Below are 16,295 nucleotides of genomic sequence, written 5' to 3'. Positions count from 1 at the left end.
GTGGCTAGGGTATGGGAGTACATATTAGATCTGATTAAAGCCGCCGTCGTAGGTTCGGCGGATTGGTTTGTACGTGTCCGCGTTGATCGTGCATAGATCCGCCAGTAAGCGGTTTCGCTCATCCGATTGGTCGTAGAATTGGCGGATTAGTTCGCCCAGATAATCCAGGGTGAAGGTCGTGCCCATCGGAACCAGATAGCCGTAGGTCAGTACCGCGAGCCGGATTAGGCCGGCCCGCTCTGTTTCGTCACGTTGCACCAGTGCTAAATACCCGGTTAACACTGGCTCGAATTTGGTGGAGGCCCGGACAACGTTCATGCATTCCGGTATCTGACGGCCTGAGAAACCAATGTCCGGTTATCCCCGAACAGCTTGACCCGATCTGAACCGATGGGCGCACTGATCCCGTTCTTAGTGGCCCAAATGACCAGCGCGGCCTGGGTAGGGGTAATGCTGGCGATCCAGCTAACCGATTTGATTAAGTTGGGGTAATTTTGCTGTATGCTGGTTACAGCGGTAACTGTGCGGGTGAAATTGCGTTTCATGGTTTTTATAAGGTTTTTTGGTTGTCCCCTTCCGCTTTTTGCTCGTCACACTGAGGAATGACCGTTGGCGCGTTAGAGTAGGGCCGAGGCCCAACTTTGTTAGAAGTGATTGACTATGTAGATAATTTTAAGGATGCCGGCCTGTTTAACCTCACTTTCTACCCGCCAATTGTCTAACGTCTTGGGATCAGTTTCAAATGGCTTGACCGCTTCAGCTATTTCCGGCAGTGTCTTTTTTATCAGCTCACAGGTTGTTGTTTTGTACTGGTCGCCGTAGCCGTATCGCTTCACTACGTCAGCTATTTGTTTTTCTGTGTCTACGTCGATTAAAGAAACGTCGTGGTATGTGTTGCCGTTTCTGTCTTGTTTGCGTACCCGAACTTGTGCGATTATGGTTTTCATGGCTATATAGTTTTAATAAGGTTTTTAGCTTGCCATCATCAGTACTTCAATAGCTAGTTGAAGCAGACGCCCGTAGGCGTTTCGGCTACACACGTTCATAAGCTTTTGCGTATATATACTGCCACGTTGGGCGCAATTCTAACGCATCTTTAAATTCGATTGCAGCCTGTTCAGCGGTTAGTTCTTTCCGCTTGTTGAGGTGGATAACTGCGTTTAAAACCATGCGCTTTGCCTGAGCATCGCTGACGCGTCCGCCACTGGGCCAACCTTCTTTTTTCTCCACTTCGTAAAGCTCCTTACCCCATCCCATGCGGAAACCGTTCACTTCGACTTTATCGTAATAAAGGCGCGATATAAATTGGGTTTGTGCAGCGGTTAGCTTGGTTTTTGGTCCGTTGTCTGGGAGTTCTTCGTAGGCTTTAATCTGCTCGTCTGTCAGATGTAGCGCGGCAACTAATTTATACATGGGTGCTGTGTTCATAATTGCAAAGTTTAAGGTTTTAATAAGGTTTTTGACTTGATCGCTGTGAGGACTAAAAAACAGGTTAGTTTTTCTTACCGTTTGAAGCGACAGCAAGAAGCGAACTAATGAAAATGCAGAAAAAAATGAAGCCGGACATAGTGGTAATTGTTTAAGGTTTAAATATGGTTTTTAACATGTTAACAGACACAAAATAAACAGGGTGATAACTAGAATGCTGACGAGTTTCAATACCTGTTCTGATTGTCGCTTTATGCGTTGCAACTCGTTGTTCATTATCCCCAGATATTAGCACCATCCGCGATAAGGACCGTTTCAAACCCATCCAGCAATACCGCATTTTTAACAAACTCCGTTACGTCCGTATTATCGTCCGACGCCTGTTCAACACTGTATTCGATTACAACCGCTGTTGAATGTCCGCACGTCGTGTATTCAATGTAATCCGTGCTGTTTTCTTCGAGTTCGATGGTGATTCTGTGCGTTTTCATATCCCTTTGTTTAAATGTCTGTGACAAAGGTACGTATATACAATTGAACTATGCAAGTGTTTGTTATAAAATATTTTTACATATTTTATAAGTTGCTGAATGTCAGTTGATTTGGTGGTCAACTTTTTTTCTGCCCTTGTCAAATTTTACCGGTGGGTGCGCGTCTGCATCTATATAGTTGCTTACTGAACCGTCCGGGTTCTCGTGCTTTATCACGGGTAGCGTACCTCGTAGAATACGCTGGTTTATGGCCTGCGCTGAGACTCCGCAAAGCTTGGCATATTGGTAGGGTGTTATTGGTTTCATAGTACTAAAGTACTTAATTCAATTGAACCCTGCAAGTGTATATAGCGTTTTATTATAAATAACTTATTAAAACCATGTACGGCACTTATCATCCTGGTTACACTAGTTACCTGCAAGACCCTTCCGATTGTGGGGTTTACCTGCTTACCTGCAAAAGCACTATGCGTATTTATGTTGGGTCGTCGTCTTGCGTGTCGAACCGCTTCTACACACACATGGCACAGGCTAAAAGCGGGTTACTGTTCTCTGATCTTATGCTAAGTGACTACCACACGCACGGACAGGAATCTTTTACATGCACCATGCTTCAAGAGTGCAACCCGGAGACGCTGAAGTACTATGAAGCTATTTGGATGCATAAGTTTAAACAGGCTGGGTTTGAATTGTACAATCGTCTATTTCTGAGGTTGCAGCCAAAATCTGTACTTCCTGCCCTTATGTTGAGGTATGAAGCAAACAAGGCAGAACACATTGAGCAAATGAAAAAGGATAGTCGCCCAATGGTTGCGCTGGTCTAATGAGACTATTTGAGTGAACGGCCTGCCTTGTCCCAGCCACGGCTACAACTATACGACCGGTCGGCCGGTGCCCTGGCCTACCAGGTGTTGAGGTATCCGCAGACGTGTGCTCTATCAACAGATAAATTTTTACTGCTTTATCTGTGCTGTTTTCCTGCTACTGACCCCCGGCTACCTGCCTGTGTAACTCCTGTACTTTTCCTCAGTTACCTGACGATACTAATCCCTAGGTAACTGCCGATGCTTTTCCCTGATATACCCCTCAAGTTACCTGACGCTACGCCCGTATTGTTCCCTGATTTACCCCAATACTACGCCCAGACCCCTAGCCTAGTTTAGCCCTCAGGTAACCCATTAGGTAAACCCCGATATTGCCTCAGGTAACTATCCACCCCCTCACCCATTCCCACCAACCCCAACCTCGTTCGTCCCTCCGTATTCGTCCCGTAACAAACTCAGCTACTTACTGACAGGTTGTGACTAACATGAGATATGTTGACGGATATTCACTTTCTAAAAAGAACCCTTTCGGCACTGGGTCAGAAACCAGGTTAGCAACCATATACCAGCCTGACGATTATACACTGACCAAAATACTACAGTTGCCAGCGTCCGGTTTACGTATGCTGTATTTACTCGCTGCCAAACTGGACCCCGACACCAAACTATCAACACTCACACGCAAGCAGATGCGCGACCACGTAGGAGGGAAACCCGCTGACCTGTCCACTGCTATCAAATCACTGCTATACGCTGAGCTGGTAGCCTATGGACCCAGACCCCATACCTATTGGCTTAGCCCTCGTGCGTTCCTGCCTGTATCGATCCTCACCACCTCATAAAAAAAAGACAGTGTACGCACAGCATACCATTTTTTATAAGGGATTCCTTACCCATGCACGCACCACTAGGTAGGGGGGGGTAGACAAAACGGGGCCGCGTGTGGGGCCGGGCGTGGTGGTAGTCCCAGCACCAGACCGGGAAGATAATTGTGTAAATCGGCCAAAAAACGGGCAGCTACTGGGGTAGCAGGTCCGCGTAAGCGGCATGTATAAATGAAACGTTACAGATAGGCGATATATAGGGTTCGGGGCATGGGCCAAAATGAGCTAACTGCCTGATATAGCAACATTCCACTCTAACATAGTTTGCCAAAAAGTCTAAAATAGTGTAGAGTAATACTCTAACATAGTTTGCTATTTCTCGCCTTATTATCTAAAAATATATTGTATTAATATGTTTTTTTAGATGATTACTCTATATTTGTGGAGCATAATCGTGCAGCACAATGCACAAAATACGATACTGGCTAAAGATGAACATCCTGGAAGGAACTTGTTCGTGGATCACAAAATGCGATCATATTGGCGAAGCCAAGCTATTTGGTTATATCCTCGCTACCATGAACCGGACCGATGGTTTATGGACCAACACGAAGCAAAAGCGGCTGGCCGTTGAGCAGTTATACGGGCTTAAAGAAGCGAGCCAGTTTAACTACATGAAAAATCTGGTAAAAAACGGCCTGCTGCTGAAAAAAGGGAAGGGAGAATATCAGGTCAACAAGCAATATGTAAGCTACGGAAAAGATGAGCAAACTCACCCCAAGTAATTTACTAAAGCCGCTGGCAAATAAAGACGATATTAATGTCGAAGTAGACATGAATAGTCTTGTTTTATTCGGGCCTTATGCCGGTATGACCGTAGCGGATATAATAGATCGTGATGTATGGTGGATGAAACGCCTGTTAAAAACCTGGACCTATTATAAAGTAAGTGATTTGGTACGCGATTACATACAGGGTTACATGATTGAGGTCAAGAAAAAAAGCGTGACTAAACGCGTCGCGATCCGTGATCAGAAAAAGCGGGAAAGTGCTGAAATAAAAGCGGAGCCCGTAGCTGTCAGCGAAACGGTTGACGGCTTGAAAAAACTTGACAGTAAGCTGCTGCCCAAAACTGGTATCGTGACAATGGAAACGATTATCAACTTCGGCCCTTTCACCGGCATATCGCTGAAATCCCTGATCAATAAAGATCAGAAATACGCGCAGTCGGTCATTGAGAAATGGCCACCGTCCCGATTGGATAAACAGATTCGCATATATTTTTAAAACCTTATTAAAACCATGACAACCAAAATTCCCTATAACCTCAACTATCCCATATGGGTGAAACTTACCGAGGCTGGGTATGAAGTTTGGAAAGCTGGCAAAGAGCAATACCTGCCCAAAAAATTCCACCATCCAGTAGAGGTTTACAAAAGCGTGGCTGATTCGGATGGATACGTGTCCATACAAGGCTGGGAGTTTGCCCAAATATTCGGCCCTCACATACACAATACGGCGAGCCTGTTTAATTACCAAGCCTATGTTGAAGTAGAGGTGATTGAATCCGACACAGACAGCTTACAGGAAATTAACTCCGGCCTGCCGTCTCACGAAATATGGCTTGGGTATTACCATCTGGGGCAGGGGTACGAACCGCCTACGGAACCTGAACTGGTAGCGACAATACAGGCTGTCAGTTTTGTAATCGCCTGCTTTAAATACGAGTTGCGCCTAAACTATGAAAGCGTGTGCAAACACGAGAAACGCGGTCGGATAGCCAATTATGAATATGGCTGGGATTACGACATGTCCAGAAATTCTAATAGCTGGACCGGAGCCTACTATCCGAGCCGAGAAGCAGCGTTAGCCTCATTCAACCGAACAATAGTGAAAAAAGAAGTCTAAGATTTATAAACTTCAATACAATGGCCGAAATTATCATACCTATCGCAATTTCTCACGTCGTGGTAGCCCCTGACAGCTTTAGAAGAAATGCGTTTGAAAAATGGGAGCGCGGATTCTGTTTCTCTCCAGAGATTGACGACACAATGAGGCTACCATTATACATTACACTCACCTTTCCAGATCAAGGGACGGTAGACAGAGCGATTGAGGCTTTGCAACTGTTACGGGAACGAATGCTTGTTGGTTGTGAAGAAGCGGACGAGGAGCTGATGGCCCGCACCGACCGAAATATGAACCTGATCAGCGCATTTGCCGAGCATCTAAAAAAGGAAGCCGGTATAGACATTCCAGATTCAGCAATCGAATCCTTTTTCGACGCATGAAAAAGAAAGCTGAGATCGAAAAGCTGATAACGGTAGCCACTAAACGTAGTAATCAGGCGTTGCTGGAAAAGCTGAAAATTACCAAAACAACGCCGAACTACGCACAGCGAAGCCAGGAACTCAGCTTAGTGTTCATGCAGGCGAGTACAATGGCCAACACGTTGCGGATGGTGCTAGACAAAACACCGTTGACCGACCAAGACCTTCGATACTTATTCACAGACTGCGGATAACAGTAAAATGGCAAAACGTCACAAGTGGGGCGGAACCCCAATTAAAAAAACCATATACGAATCCGCTCAAAACTGTCAGGATTGTGCCTGTGTACGTGAATATGTTGCCGGACGCGTAACCTATTTTCTCAACGATACAGTGTATGATACTGCCCCGCCATGTGACCCTACAAATGTGTGGGTAGAGCCAGAGGGCCGAATAGTTTAAACCAACGCCGACCGGGCGCAAAACGGCTAACAAAATGACAACAGAAATAAAGGAAACATTTGAGCAGTGGCTTGAGCGAATTGCAGAGATAAAGCCGTGGAGTCCGGGCGAAGGTCAGGAACCTATTGATATGTACGTCACCCGGCTCGACGGTGCGTACCTGTGCTTCGGTAACCTGACCGAAGATGTGCGCTGGCTGTACAACAAAGGCATTACCGAGCAGATCCAGAAAAAAGACCCGGACGGCAATACCGCCTGTATTGGTTTCAACCCGGCTGAGCAGAAGTGGTACGGCTGGTCACACCGGGCGTATTACGGCTTTGGAGTAGGCTATACAGTTCAGAAAGACGGGGCTAACTACAGCCCAGCGAATGAAGTAGACTTCTTGGAATGGGCCATAAACTTTCATACGGAGCCTGAGCACCTGTTAGTATCGGGCGAGCTGGGGCAAACCGACGGAGCAGGCCATCCGGGGGCGAAAATAACGTGGACCTATGCCGATACCATCGGCAACGAAGCCTTGCGCGGTAAACAGGGGCAGGCGTTCTGCACCTTTCCGCCTAAATGGGGCCGGGGCGAATGGACCGCCCTGACCTTGGACGACGCTAAACAGATGGCAATAGACTTTGCGGAATCAGTAAGTTAAGAGGAAGGTTCGGACACCCGGCCGGCCGTGCTGGTCGGGTTGTTTCCAAAACGACAACCACATGAGCGAGACCAGGCAACTTACCCCGCAGCAACTGGGCCAGTGCATCAACAAACAGGTGCAGATAGATTGCATTTATAACCCGTACCACGGCCAGCGTGGAATCTTGGTTAGCTTATCGGCAAGAGCCGAGGTGCTTTTTTCAGGCGGCTTCGGTATGTTTTCGCCAAATTACCTGCGCCCCGTCCTTCGGCTACCAACAGACGTAACAAACCAAGAGTGGGTGGCCCATTTTGGAGACATCTTTGTTATAACGCAGGCTGAAGAAGGGGACCATGTTCTGTTTTGCTACCCAAATGAAAGCAAACCTTTCTTAACGATCTGGAACGATGGCGAGATTGGCTGCGATGAAATGCTTCCTTACGCCAGCCTCATTGACTACCTGCGGTCTATTGGCGTTGACACCAACAACTGGATCAAAGAAGGGTTAGCCGTACATAAACAGATGCCATAAGCAACATCGTTGTCCGGCAGATTTATCAATAAAGTCAAACAATAAAGCAACTAAAAATCCTTATTAAAACAATGGAGCAATACCTGTGTACCCAGGCTGTGATCGACCACATGCAGCCAACCCAAGTTTCCAAACCGTTTCGTTCCGGTTACCATGACGATACCGATTTGTACTACGTAGCTGAACTGGATCATAAAATCGCCAGCAAATATTATAACAAAGTGATTGAGCCGTACAACAACAAAACCCGGCATAACCACATCGACTTCTGGTATTGCATCTGCGAACCCGGTAGCATGGACACCAGCGAGTTTGATTGCGCGGAGATTGCTAAGGTTGGTTTGTTTTATTTGATTGAAGATGAACTCAATTTAACAAAGGAAACGAACCGCGCTCTGGTCATTGGCAACCTGGCCAGCGACGAAGGGGTTGATCCGATCACGTTTATTAATACCTATTGCGCGGAAGTCGAGACACAAAACTACGTAACGAAGCTGACCGCGCTTCAGCACCAGATCGGCTATGTCAAGGGCCGGATACAGCCCGTCGCCTTACTCGGGTTACTGGGTGAAGTAGGGGAGGTCGCGGCCGAAGCCGAGATATATGCTGACAACACACAGATCGGTGAGATAGACGACCTATTGACTTTTGAACAAGTCATTGCCCACTATAAGGCTCTATTTGTGGAGTTCGCGTCCGAAATTGACCGGATCAAGAAAAAAGTTCGCAGTGACAGCCGATACAGCCAGGCACTCCGCTTTGAGGTTACCGAGACGAAATTCAACGTCGAACTTGCCGACGTGTTCTACTACCTCAACGCCACGGCCTCCTGTCTGGGCATGAGCCTGGAGGATCTAGCCAAGCTATCCTACCAAAAAGTAATCGCCAGACGGGCCACCATCGGCCCCGAGCTACTGGATAAACCTGAAACCTCCGCATAGCCATGTCCTATACGCTCGATCCGGATCAAGACACCTCCTATGCACTGACCAGCGGCTCTACTCAGCTACTGTTTGAGGAAAAAAATATGGTGGCGTGGGTTATGTCCAACCACATCTATCAGTACACCCATCTGTTGGGAATCGTGATCGTTACGGTTCACAAAACGAACGACGGTGTAATAAGGGCCTCGCTGGAAACCGTGTCTAAAAATCGGCTTTGTCGGCGTTACATCACGTTCCAATACAGCCCGACCCCCCGATCTATTGGCTACCACGCGTTAAAGTTCCTCCGTTACGTCCATGATTGATCTGTTCGGGCAGGAAATACCGGACGCCACGCCCAAACCAAACCGATCAGCCTGGCATTCGGGCACCAAACACGGCAATCCATGCATAAAAGTGTTTGGGCCGGGGCCGGAAGGGGCGAAATGCAAGACCTGTGCGCTACTCCGGTACGTAGAGTACAGCAAACGGTACTACAAATGTGCCAAACGGGGCGTATCCAGCTCTGTTACCACCGATCACCTGATCAACTGGCCGGCCTGCGGCCAGTACCAAGCCGAAAATTCAACCAAATAACCCAAATACAATAATAAAACCATGAGTAATCTCATTTCCCATGCCGAGCGTGAGCTTGATGCCCTGATCGCAACCGACAATCAGGAAGAAAAAGACGAGTATACCCAGCACCTTAAAAAAAACGTGCTCGACTTAATGGCGGTTTTTGCCGAGCAGGGCCACTCGGGCAGCTCAGCTCCAATGGTGAGTAAGCTGTTTTATGACCTCGCTAACTTCAAGCCGCTGCTGCCTATTACCGGAAACGACAATGAGTGGGGCGAGGTTGATGGGGGCATATTTCAGAACAGTCGGTGTGGTGCGGTGTTCAAAAACGGAAAAGAAGGTAAGCCGTACTACCTCGACGCCATTGTGTGGCAAACCCAAAACGGAGGGTCGTATACAGGCAGTGCGATATTGGCGGACGGAAAAAAAATACCGTCGCGGCAATGGGTCCGGTTACCCTTCACGCCGAAAACGTTTTACATCAACGTGATCGAGAAAGAAGTAGCCCCCGACGATTGGGAGTTCACGGTGAAAGACGAAACGCAGTTGGCCGAGGTGTTTGCGTATTACGACCGCAACGAGATCGTGTAAACTAAAAGTGTTTTAAGGCCCAATTACAGACAGTTTATTATCATAAACCAATAACCCCCCTGAGTTATGTTCAATTCAAATCGCGTCGCAGAAGGTTGCTTAGCGGAAGCCCCGGCACCTAAAATGCACAACCACTCAAACGACCGTGAACCCAGACAATCCCTAAGTCCGTACGAGATATGCCAAATAGGATTTTCTTATTTATGGTCTGAGGAGCAACAGGAAAAAATCGGCCCCAAACGCATCTACGACTCCATGCTAGTGGAAGATCGGATAGCGAGATACGCAGCCCCGTGCGTAAAGGAGTTTACTCGGGAAATTGCCGTAGTGCTGTTCGAGGCCAGCCGAACTGTGTTCAGGTTCATGGCCGGGGTTGAAAAAGCTAATATGCTCAAGTCGGTGCACGAAGAAAATGTGTACTTTTTAATTGAGCCCGACCATATCATGCGTAACACCGAATTGGATTATGATCTGGTTGTAGAAGTGTTAACCGATTTAAGCCAGATGGGCGTCTTGGTTCGCATTGATGCAAAACTACATGGCAACTCGCAGGGAAACCCAGCCTTTTTCTTTGATATGCAACACGCTGTCTTTCCGACAAAAGAGTGGTTTGACGAGATGAAGGAAGTTAAGCTGTAGATATGTTTTTTTGCATATTTAAACAATAGTTTTATTTTTGGGCCGCAGGTTTACCTATATCGGTAGCTGCGGCCCAAATGGTTTCCAACTACGTACCGATAGCTCACCAGAACGCGTACAACGCCTATGTGTCGCGGCATGACCAACTGCCGTGGCAATACCAGGCGTCGAGCGAAGCCCGCCAGAAGCAGCTATTCGACCAGCCAATCCTGGTCTGGAACGACGAGTTCAACACCAACCCCCTGCTTCTGGTTGAGTTCCTGCGCCGTGTATCGGACTACATGCTGCTCAACCCCCACCCGCTCTACGGCAATCATAACCCGAACCACGCCAGACTCTATGACGTCGTGGCCGGAAAGCTGAACCGCAGCGATTACGAACCGTTGATGAAGCTGTTCGGGGAGGAGCCGGCGTTAGGGGTGAAAGACAACCATTTCTTCCACGGCGCGGAAAAAACCATTCTCAGCCAGATCCTGGCCCAGCCGTTTCAGTTCGGCGTCCGCAATATCAATACCGATTTCGCCCAGAAGTCTATTCTGGACGACGCGAAGAAAGGCGCGAAGCTGGCGATGCAATCCATGCTTCAGACCATGTACGCCCAGGGGGAAGGCCACGTTGCGCCGGTAATTGACCCCAACATCCAGTTGCCCAAAACCACCGACGAGTGGCTGAGTTTCGCCACCGGGCAAGAGCAGGTACAAGGCATTGTCTACGACCTGTTGCAAGACATTGACGCCCGGTGCAGCTTTCAGGACATCGGTCGTAAATCGTTAAAGCATAAGTTCCGGGTCAATGGCCAGTTCGCGTTCACCGAAGTCAAGAACGGCCGGGTGTGCGCCAGGGCCCTTACGCCGGCCGAAGTAAGGTGGATGGCGGGTAAACCCGTCGAGCAGCTCAGCGACCCCGCTGTGTTCGGTATCCAGGTCAACGAGTACATGACGCCGACCGAACTGATCAATACGTTCGGCACCGGCCAGCTCGCGACCGGCACCGGGGTGAAGGGTGCGTTGCGGTACGTGGAAAAGCTGTTCGAGCGCAACGCGCCCCGTATCGGCTACGACCCGTACGGCACCTACTGGTCCAGCCGGGGCATATCAGCCGACACCACCAATTACTGCCTGGACGAGAACAGGGACTACACCAGTACGGAGGTGAACTGGATGCGCAACCTGTTCTATCCCATGCGCGGGACGGGCAAGCTGCTGGTGAATATGCTGGTGCAGCACAACTTTTTCACCATGCTGCGGGAAAAGCGGTTCATGGTCGAGCGCGTGGATCGCGATGGCACCCGCAGCCCGGCGACCGACAGAGAGCTAAAGAGCTGGCAAACGGCTCGTAGCGGTGGGATCGGCTACGACATCGACTTTACACCAATCGGCACCAAATTACCAAGCCGGGCCAATGTGAAAGTATACGCCCGGCCTCAGCTATGGTCGTTTAAACGGATCGGCCACGACTCGTTTATCGACATCGGCCCGTACAAATACCAACCTGATTTTGATGAAGATACCCAGGAGCGGGACAAAATATACTGGCCGGTTGTAGGCCGGATCAGCTACGAGAAGTCGATGGCCAGGCTCGGGGAGGACGACGCGGCCCGTGGCAACGTACTCATGCAGCGGGTCGATATGTTTCTGGCCGACATGGGGTATGACAAAGCCCTGATCATTGACGATACGCAGGGTAAAAACGCGGTGGCCTACCGCTACAATGCGAAAATGACCGGTGTGGTCAAGATCGACAGCACCAAGTACCAGCCGGGCAACATGGCCGGCTTGCAGCATTTAAAAACAATCGAGCTCTCCAACGCCAGCGAACAGCTCAAAGTCGCGTGGCAAATGTTTCGCGACTGGCAAACCAGCTACGAAATACGGGTCGGGGCCGGCCCCGATGTTCAGGGTCAGACCAGCCCGTACTCCTCGGGTAAGCAGCAGCAGCTCAACATCGCGAATCAAAAGCAGCTCAATATCGACTTCAACTGGGAGCACAGCCAGTTCATGAACGAGCTGCTACAGACCTGCGCCGACGTATCCAAATTCCATTACGCCGTCGATAACCAGGCGTTGATGGTGATCAGCAAAAACGAGCAGAAAATTCTCCAGCTCACCCGCGAGTTGCGCAGCGCGGACTTCGCGATCCGGTTAGAGTCGGGTCAGTTACTCTCCGATACGAAGCAGGCCCTGGATCAACTCGTCACCTTGCTCATGCAGTCGGGCGGCTCGGACGACGCCGAAGCGTTGATGCAGATCATTCTCTCGCCCAATCCTTCCGTTGGCTACGCCAATTACCGCAAAGCACGGGAGGCCGTGGCCGAACGGGCGTCGGCACAGGCCCAGCAAGAGGGTCAACTGGCTCAGATGCAACTGGCCGACAAACAGGCCCAGCGCGACCACGAAAAAGAGCTACTGCGCATGGAAATTGAGAAGGATATTCTCGTCGCTCAGATGCGGGTAGCGGATAACCGGGAGAAAGAAGATTTCAAAGGGACGCTGACCGATATAAAGACGAACACCGACCGGGAAAATAAGGTTATGGATGCAGAAATGGAGCAGGCGTCAGCCGAGCAACAGGCCGCGTTATCGTCGTCCCAGTAATATGGTAAAAACCTTAGTAAAACTATTCATGGGACTTGTCAATACACCCACCCCGGCAAATGCCCCGGCCCAGATCCGTGAATTGGAACGGTTACTGGTACCGCCCGTTATGCCGTACCGGCACAGTCATACCGAGGTGATTGTGCAAACGGTGCTGGCCGAATTGATCGAGCAGCTTAAAACGGGTTCGGTTGATCCGGCTACGTTCTGGGAGAATGTGCATACCGAATGCAGAACGCGCCGGCTCGCGTACTGGAACAACCAGAAAAAATAGATAATGCTTGTTTTCTATACACCGGACAAAGGGTTTGGCTGGCCGATCACGGTACTGGATCACCCGGACATAAAGCCGTTGGTCAACTTGTGGGGCGACGCGGCCCTGCATTACGCGTGCTGGTTCGCTCACCCGATCTCCCTGCACAGCAAGCAAAGCGACCTGGAGCTGCGGGAAAAAGAGGTCATTGAGCACATGACCGCCATGAACCAGGGCCATGTCAACAACATGGGCCGGACGCTGTACCCCACCGGCTTGTACAAGGACGATGCTTTTGTGAAGCTGACCAATGCGCTGCTGGAATTGCCGTCCATTCCGGACGTTACGAACGTCGCGTTTTTAAAGCGCAAACTGGCGCAGTATCAGAAACAGGAAGATTCGATGGTGTGGAAAAAGGCTGATCACGCTGACTTTCCCAAGCAGGTTACGGCCGCTAAGAACCTGCGCGGCTTGATCAACGAAACGGCCAAAGAGCTATCGGAGGCCGAAGCCCGGTTGCAGAAAATGATCGCGGAGGGCGGCACGATTACCCTGGACCAACTCTGGAACGCAATTTTATAAAACCCAAATACAGATGAAAAAACGACTGTTTCAAATTGCCATTTTGTTTCACCCCAGTGCCAAAGATGTAGAGGCCGGGAAGCAGACCGAAATTATCCTTGATCCTAAAAACGTGCTGGCCACTAACGAGGATCATGCCAAGACGCTCGCCAGCCGGGAAATCCCTGAGAAGTATCTGGACAAGCTGGAACAGGTCGAGGTCGTTATCCGACCTTTTTAAGTGCGGCAACGTTCGACAAGGACGTTGCCGCGAATCAAGGCATAACAACAATTTATGCAAAGGCCCGAATGTCGGGCAAAAGCCAATGGGAAACGTATGCGTTCCCGGTCAGATCCGGTGAGCCCAATCCGTTTCAGGACTGGGGATCGCAACAAATCAACGGTGTGGGTCAGTTGTCCAAAGCCCGGCAATATATAAATCACCATCGGCAACTGGACTTGTCGTCTGAACAGTACGCTACGAGTTGCCTTCTGGCGAGAGAAAACCTGATTCGGCCAGAAAACTGCTTTGTGGGTAACGCGAAAGCCGATGAAGAATTTGTTTCGCCTGGATTGATCAACATGGCTGATTATGTAAATGGTCAGACATTCACCGTAGGGGGCGAACAGCGACAGATTCTCATTAGCAAAAAAAGGCATAGCGGAAAGACTAACTATGATGCCTTTATGGAGAAGGAATACGCAGAGCTTCTTGGCAAGCTATACCAGTCGGCTATAAAGGGCTTAATAGAGCACAACGCGAAGTAAGATGGAAAACGAGGTCGTTATACACCCGGACAGTCTGCGGGCCTGCGCCTACGAGGTGCTGAATGCGCTGTACGGCAGTGGTCCGGTCGATGATAGCAATATCACGATTTATCAGATCGAACCCGAGCTGATCGCGCAACAGACAGCGTTACGGGTGAAAGACGATGCCCGGACGCTGCAACTGGGTCAGCAGATCGCGCCGTGGCGTATAACGACCCGTACCGTCACCCTGTCCGGAGACGAGTGCGCGAGTTGCGACACCAATGTTCGCTCTGCACCGATCCCCACCTTCTTATCGTGGAACGGCACGCCCTACATCACCAATGTGTCGTGCTGCGGAGCCTCGCTGGTGCCGGTCGCTCAGCGGTGGCAGCTACCCGTTGTGTCCAGGCGCAACAACGTCTCGACTTATTGCGTGGAGGGCAACAGCTTATTCGTGTATACCACGACGCAACTGGTGGCGGTCGATGAGCTGAGCGTTACCGGGGCGATGGAAAACCCGTGGGAAGGGCTGGATCGCAATGATCCGGCGTACTGGGAAGGACCGTGGCAGTGGGAGAACAACCGGGCCGTGATCAAGGAACGGGCCGAAATGCGCCTGCGCGGTGGTAACGTCGCGACCTGGCAACGAGCCGACAAAAAGAATGAGGGCACTGAAACGCCCATAAACCAACCATAACCCAACTAAAGATGAGTAAGCTAAAAATAAGATCATTCTGCCACGACGGCTGGCTGTATTCAGATATTACAAGCGACCAGGTGCATCGTATTGAGAATGTTCCACTTCCGGACAATGCGAAATCTGTTGAGCTATATGTTGTGCTTGACAGTCGGGAAGATGCCAACTTGGTTACGGGAGCATTGGGTAAAATTGCTGCCTGTTTCGCGGCAGATAGTGCTAAGGAAAAAAACGCAGATGCGGGCGTAATTTTTACTCCGATAGAGCCTTCGTCAACCATTGAAAGTCCGTTTATTGAGAAGAACGAGAAAGGATATGGTACTATAGTGTTGTCGGCCGAACAGGCAAAAACTATAGCATTAAGGGCTCGGGTAGCGAAAGAAAAGGACGATCAAGAATTTGCTGAAGTTTTCGCCGGCATTCAACAGGCGGCTAAACAAGGTTGCTTGATTAAAAAGTTTGACTCCAGGCACGGATTTTCTACTGAACTGTTAGCTCGTTTACGCAAAGAACGCTACAAGGTTTCCGAGTTTCAGCCGAACTATAACCCTGGGCAGACCGGTAGCATAATCGTGTCTTGGGAAATCTAAAATAGAATATTAAAAACATGGAAACGCGGGTACTGGATGATTTGCTGTCTGATCTGACGGAGGAGTTCAACTTCCCCAACATCGAACGCTTCCGCTTTCGGGTCAACGATCATATGCGCACCGTGTTCCGAAACATTGGCTATGACCTGATCGCGAGTGAGTTCACGGAAAAAATGCCCGTGGCGCAACACACGCTTACCACCCCCAGCTACGTGCTGAAGGTCGAGGATTTGAGCCTGGACGGGCAGCAATGGGCCGGCTACGAAGTCACGACCGAAATGTACCCCAAAGCGTTACTCGCTTTCAAACGGACGCCGGTAGGGCTGCAACTACCCAACTACCCGGCCGGCGACCTTTACGTTCGCTACATTGGCTTGCTGAAGGATGAACGGGGGCAAGCCCTGATCCATAGGGAGGCTTATGCCGCCTGCTACGAGTTTGTGTTAGGCAAACTGTTGGAAAGCCACCCGCTTCACCCCCGCTACAACGACCGCTACCGGGTGCAGCAAAACGCCGATACACTAATTGCCCAGACCAGGGCCGAGCTCAACCGCGAAACAGCCGCGACCCGCCGTACCGAACGGCAGGCCAGCGGCTTTATTCGTAACCAGACCAACGACCGTTTTTTCTACTAACCCAAAACAGTACCGCCGTGAACC

Annotated in this window: 27 protein-coding genes; 22 read left to right on the top strand and 5 right to left on the bottom strand. The window is 49.9% G+C overall.

Annotation, left to right across the window (positions count from 1 at the left end):
* Window positions 1-24 precede the first annotated feature (24 nt).
* The 5 genes from EQG79_RS00730 to EQG79_RS00710 form a co-directional block, all read right to left on the bottom strand.
* Complete coding sequence (locus tag EQG79_RS00730) at window positions 25-318, bottom strand: hypothetical protein (RefSeq protein WP_129598953.1); 294 nt, start codon at window positions 316-318, stop codon at window positions 25-27.
* Window positions 315-545: a hypothetical protein gene (locus EQG79_RS00725; protein WP_129598950.1), complete on the bottom strand. Its 231-nt coding sequence runs from the start codon at window positions 543-545 to the stop codon at window positions 315-317. The genes EQG79_RS00730 and EQG79_RS00725 overlap by 4 nt, the downstream gene beginning before the upstream one ends.
* Before the next feature lie 99 nt (window positions 546-644).
* Window positions 645-947, bottom strand: a complete 303-nt coding sequence (locus EQG79_RS00720) for a hypothetical protein (protein WP_129598947.1) — start codon at window positions 945-947, stop codon at window positions 645-647.
* An 85-nt stretch (window positions 948-1,032) separates the two neighbouring features.
* The gene (locus EQG79_RS00715; RefSeq protein WP_129598944.1) at window positions 1,033-1,428 is read right to left on the bottom strand and encodes a hypothetical protein; all 396 of its coding nucleotides are present in this window, start codon (window positions 1,426-1,428) and stop codon (window positions 1,033-1,035) included.
* A 275-nt stretch (window positions 1,429-1,703) separates the two neighbouring features.
* Entirely contained in the window at window positions 1,704-1,919 is a 216-nt protein-coding gene (locus EQG79_RS00710; protein ID WP_129598941.1) for a hypothetical protein, read from the bottom strand.
* A gap of 380 nt (window positions 1,920-2,299) precedes the next feature.
* Here EQG79_RS00710 and EQG79_RS00705 point away from each other — a divergent pair, with 380 nt between their 5' ends.
* From EQG79_RS00705 to EQG79_RS00600, 22 genes are all read left to right on the top strand, one after another.
* Window positions 2,300-2,743, top strand: coding sequence for a GIY-YIG nuclease family protein (locus tag EQG79_RS00705; protein WP_129598938.1), 444 nt, complete (start codon window positions 2,300-2,302; stop codon window positions 2,741-2,743).
* Window positions 2,744-3,366: 623 nt separating this feature from the next.
* Window positions 3,367-3,585, top strand: coding sequence for a hypothetical protein (locus tag EQG79_RS00700; RefSeq protein ID WP_129598935.1), 219 nt, complete (start codon window positions 3,367-3,369; stop codon window positions 3,583-3,585).
* A gap of 446 nt (window positions 3,586-4,031) precedes the next feature.
* A complete protein-coding gene (locus tag EQG79_RS00695; RefSeq protein WP_129598932.1) occupies window positions 4,032-4,352 on the top strand; it encodes a hypothetical protein in 321 nt (106 codons plus the stop codon).
* Window positions 4,330-4,854, top strand: coding sequence for a hypothetical protein (locus tag EQG79_RS00690; protein WP_129598929.1), 525 nt, complete (start codon window positions 4,330-4,332; stop codon window positions 4,852-4,854). The genes EQG79_RS00695 and EQG79_RS00690 overlap by 23 nt, the downstream gene beginning before the upstream one ends.
* A gap of 15 nt (window positions 4,855-4,869) precedes the next feature.
* Complete coding sequence (locus tag EQG79_RS00685; RefSeq protein WP_129598926.1) at window positions 4,870-5,475, top strand: hypothetical protein; 606 nt, start codon at window positions 4,870-4,872, stop codon at window positions 5,473-5,475.
* A gap of 20 nt (window positions 5,476-5,495) precedes the next feature.
* Entirely contained in the window at window positions 5,496-5,858 is a 363-nt protein-coding gene (locus EQG79_RS00680) for a hypothetical protein (protein ID WP_129598923.1), read from the top strand.
* Window positions 5,855-6,091, top strand: coding sequence for a hypothetical protein (locus tag EQG79_RS00675; RefSeq protein ID WP_129598920.1), 237 nt, complete (start codon window positions 5,855-5,857; stop codon window positions 6,089-6,091). Before EQG79_RS00680 ends, EQG79_RS00675 begins: the two co-directional genes overlap by 4 nt.
* Window positions 6,092-6,333: 242 nt before the next feature.
* Window positions 6,334-6,945, top strand: coding sequence for a hypothetical protein (locus EQG79_RS00670; protein WP_129598917.1), 612 nt, complete (start codon window positions 6,334-6,336; stop codon window positions 6,943-6,945).
* A gap of 61 nt (window positions 6,946-7,006) precedes the next feature.
* Window positions 7,007-7,459 carry a hypothetical protein gene (locus EQG79_RS00665; RefSeq protein ID WP_129598913.1) on the top strand — a complete coding sequence of 151 codons (453 nt, stop codon included), beginning with the start codon at window positions 7,007-7,009 and terminating at the stop codon, window positions 7,457-7,459.
* Between the two features lie 71 nt (window positions 7,460-7,530).
* A complete protein-coding gene (locus tag EQG79_RS00660) occupies window positions 7,531-8,400 on the top strand; it encodes a nucleoside triphosphate pyrophosphohydrolase family protein (RefSeq protein ID WP_129598906.1) in 870 nt (289 codons plus the stop codon).
* Between the two features lie 2 nt (window positions 8,401-8,402).
* A complete protein-coding gene (locus EQG79_RS00655; protein WP_129598901.1) occupies window positions 8,403-8,708 on the top strand; it encodes a hypothetical protein in 306 nt (101 codons plus the stop codon).
* On the top strand, window positions 8,701-8,979 hold the full coding sequence (locus EQG79_RS00650; RefSeq protein WP_129598896.1) for a hypothetical protein: 279 nt from the start codon (window positions 8,701-8,703) through the stop codon (window positions 8,977-8,979). Before EQG79_RS00655 ends, EQG79_RS00650 begins: the two co-directional genes overlap by 8 nt.
* Window positions 8,980-9,000: 21 nt before the next feature.
* Complete coding sequence (locus EQG79_RS00645) at window positions 9,001-9,552, top strand: hypothetical protein (protein ID WP_129598891.1); 552 nt, start codon at window positions 9,001-9,003, stop codon at window positions 9,550-9,552.
* A gap of 66 nt (window positions 9,553-9,618) precedes the next feature.
* On the top strand, window positions 9,619-10,191 hold the full coding sequence (locus EQG79_RS00640) for a hypothetical protein (protein WP_129598886.1): 573 nt from the start codon (window positions 9,619-9,621) through the stop codon (window positions 10,189-10,191).
* A 77-nt stretch (window positions 10,192-10,268) separates the two neighbouring features.
* Window positions 10,269-12,785, top strand: coding sequence for a PspA/IM30 family protein (locus EQG79_RS00635; protein WP_129598881.1), 2,517 nt, complete (start codon window positions 10,269-10,271; stop codon window positions 12,783-12,785).
* A 1-nt stretch (window position 12,786) separates the two neighbouring features.
* Complete coding sequence (locus EQG79_RS00630; RefSeq protein ID WP_129598876.1) at window positions 12,787-13,059, top strand: hypothetical protein; 273 nt, start codon at window positions 12,787-12,789, stop codon at window positions 13,057-13,059.
* A gap of 3 nt (window positions 13,060-13,062) precedes the next feature.
* A complete protein-coding gene (locus tag EQG79_RS00625) occupies window positions 13,063-13,620 on the top strand; it encodes a hypothetical protein (protein WP_129598869.1) in 558 nt (185 codons plus the stop codon).
* 13 nt (window positions 13,621-13,633) lie between these two features.
* Window positions 13,634-13,840, top strand: a complete 207-nt coding sequence (locus EQG79_RS00620; RefSeq protein ID WP_129598864.1) for a hypothetical protein — start codon at window positions 13,634-13,636, stop codon at window positions 13,838-13,840.
* 68 nt (window positions 13,841-13,908) lie between these two features.
* Window positions 13,909-14,367 carry a hypothetical protein gene (locus EQG79_RS00615; RefSeq protein ID WP_129598861.1) on the top strand — a complete coding sequence of 153 codons (459 nt, stop codon included), beginning with the start codon at window positions 13,909-13,911 and terminating at the stop codon, window positions 14,365-14,367.
* Window position 14,368: 1 nt separating this feature from the next.
* Window positions 14,369-15,046, top strand: coding sequence for a hypothetical protein (locus EQG79_RS00610; RefSeq protein ID WP_129598858.1), 678 nt, complete (start codon window positions 14,369-14,371; stop codon window positions 15,044-15,046).
* An 11-nt stretch (window positions 15,047-15,057) separates the two neighbouring features.
* Window positions 15,058-15,636 carry a hypothetical protein gene (locus tag EQG79_RS00605; protein ID WP_129598855.1) on the top strand — a complete coding sequence of 193 codons (579 nt, stop codon included), beginning with the start codon at window positions 15,058-15,060 and terminating at the stop codon, window positions 15,634-15,636.
* Window positions 15,637-15,653: 17 nt separating this feature from the next.
* Window positions 15,654-16,271, top strand: coding sequence for a hypothetical protein (locus EQG79_RS00600; RefSeq protein WP_129598852.1), 618 nt, complete (start codon window positions 15,654-15,656; stop codon window positions 16,269-16,271).
* Window positions 16,272-16,295: the final 24 nt, after the last annotated feature.

The organism is Spirosoma sordidisoli (genome assembly GCF_004138325.1).
Taxonomy (GTDB): Bacteria; Bacteroidota; Bacteroidia; order Cytophagales; family Spirosomataceae; genus Spirosoma; species Spirosoma sordidisoli.
This window is presented reverse-complemented; position numbering and strand designations above follow the sequence as displayed.